This is a genomic window from Eubacterium ramulus, assembly GCF_003122485.1.
Classification (GTDB): Bacteria; Bacillota; Clostridia; order Lachnospirales; family Lachnospiraceae; genus Eubacterium_I; species Eubacterium_I ramulus_A.
This window is the reverse complement of sequence record NZ_JRFU01000207.1, coordinates 1-2,139: the sequence shown is the minus strand read 5'-3', so window position 1 is coordinate 2,139 and position 2,139 is coordinate 1. Positions and strand designations below refer to the sequence as shown.

Sequence of the window (2,139 nt, the reverse complement as noted above, 5' to 3'; positions counted from 1 at the left end):
CATGCAAGCATGATCATTACCTGAATACATGTGATGAGTGAACTGTAACATACGATACGATTAATACCTCCAAGTAAAGGAGCATTTACTCTTATGGATAAGAAAAAACGGACCCTCATCTCCTGCGCCATGCTTGCAGATGAGGTCAATCATATTTTACAACAAACGGACATTGATCTTCCCGTCATCTGGGTGGAACGCGGTCTGCACAGCACGCCGGAAAAACTGAACCGAATCTTGCAGCATTATATTGATGCCTTGCAAAATCAAGATGAAATTCTGTTGACTTTTGGGCTTTGCGGCAACGGAACCGCAGGACTTATCAGCAAACATACGATGCTTCGTCTCCCGCGTTTTGACGACTGTATTAATCAGTTACTTTGCAAAAAGCCTCGAACCGAACGCAAACAGACCGAAACAGATGCGATCTACCTGACCCGCGGATGGACGCTGGATAAAGAAGCGATTTTACAACAGTACCAAATTTTATCCCGCCAGTATGAACCTGAAATGCGCAATATGATCCTACAAACGATGTATGATGGCTATCACACCTTATCCGTAATCAATACCGGATGCTTTGATTTAAAACCAGTGGAACAATATGCGGACCAGGCTGCTGCCTGCCTGAATTTTACCAGAAATACGGTTTCCGGAAACATTTCCACACTGGAACATCTGATCGTCGGAACCAATGATCCTAACATTTTAACGCTGAATCCCGGCGAAATGATACAGGCATCTTTATTTGAACTGTAATTTTTCATACAAAATAACAAAAAAATATCATTTTTTTATGAGAAACAATAGGCAAAGTAGCTTGCAATTTAAAGCAAAACGTATAAAATAGAAATGACGAGTATATTAAATTATTAATGGAGGTAAACGAAACCAATGTTCAAAACATTAATACAGAAATTAAAAGACAACCCTCGTACAATCGTCTTTACTGAGGGAACAGATGCACGTATTCTGGAAGCTTCTTCACGTCTGCTTGCAGGTACATTCTTAAAACCAATCTTAGTTGGTAATGAAGCTGAAGTTAGAGCTGCTGCTGAGGAAGCAGGCTACAATATCAACGGTGCAGACATCATCGATCCTAAGAACTATGACCGCATGGATGAGATGGTTGCACAGATGGTTGAACTTCGTAAAGGTAAAATGACAGAGGAGCAGTGCCGCGAAGCATTATCTCATGGTAACTACTTCGGAACAATGCTTGTAAAAATGGGCGTTGCTGACTGCTTACTTGGTGGTGCTACATATTCTACAGCTGATACCGTTCGTCCGGCTCTTCAGCTTATCAAAACAAAACCAGGCAACAAGATCGTATCATCCTGCTTCATCCTCGTTCGTCCGGCTGCTACAGGCGACAACGAAGTACTGGCAATGGGTGACTGCGCAATCAACATCAAACCGTCTGAGGATGATCTGGTAGAGATCGCTCTTGAGACAGCTCAGTGTGCTAAAATCTTCGGTATCGATCCTAAGATTGCTTTCCTTAGCTACTCAACACTCGGATCCGGTAAAGGTGAGGACGTTGACAAAATGCGTAACGCTTGTGCAAAAGCAAAAGAAGCTGCTCCGGATCTTGCTATCGATGGTGAGCTTCAGTTCGACGCTGCTGTATCTCCGCGTGTTGCTGAGACAAAATGCCCGGATTCAAAAGTTGCCGGACATGCTAACACATTTATCTTCCCAGACATCAACGCTGGTAACATCGGTTACAAAATCGCTCAGCGTCTTGGTGGATTCGATGCTTACGGTCCGATCCTTCTTGGTCTGAATGCACCGATCAACGATCTGTCTAGAGGATGCAACGCTCTGGAAGTTTACTCCATGGCTATCATTACTGCAGCTTTAAGCTAAGTTGTGAAAACTTGTTTTTAAACGATAGGTTGTGATAAAGAAAAGAAGAAATTTACCTCCGCAGCTAATAATCGCTTGCTGAGGAAAATTTCTTCTTTTCTTTCATTTACGTTACATATCCCTATTTCATATCGATACTTATTTTTCTACAATACTTGTAACATTTTCCACTATTTACAACTGGAAAGTTTCTTTCTGGCACGCAGCGCCGTCGTGGCGTAAAATTTTATCTCAGTCGAGAAGACTCCCACTTCTGCAAGTGGTGAGTAA

General features: G+C 42.4%; 2 protein-coding genes. Both read left to right on the top strand.

What is annotated here, in order from left to right:
- The first annotated feature begins 93 nt into the window (after nucleotides 1-93).
- Nucleotides 94-759, top strand: a complete 666-nt coding sequence (locus LG34_RS15470; protein WP_109216866.1) for a DUF1638 domain-containing protein — start codon at nucleotides 94-96, stop codon at nucleotides 757-759.
- A 135-nt stretch (nucleotides 760-894) separates the two neighbouring features.
- Nucleotides 895-1,869 carry a phosphate acetyltransferase gene (gene pta, locus LG34_RS15465; RefSeq protein ID WP_109216865.1) on the top strand — a complete coding sequence of 325 codons (975 nt, stop codon included), beginning with the start codon at nucleotides 895-897 and terminating at the stop codon, nucleotides 1,867-1,869.
- Nucleotides 1,870-2,139 lie beyond the last annotated feature (270 nt).

Bases quoted from the DNA above. Each gene is read 5' to 3' on its own strand.
- LG34_RS15470 (WP_109216866.1), top strand. From the start codon at position 94: ATGGATAAGAAAAAACGGACCCTCATCTCCTGCGCCATGCTTGCAGAT.
- pta (WP_109216865.1), top strand. From the start codon at position 895: ATGTTCAAAACATTAATACAGAAATTAAAAGACAACCCTCGTACAATC.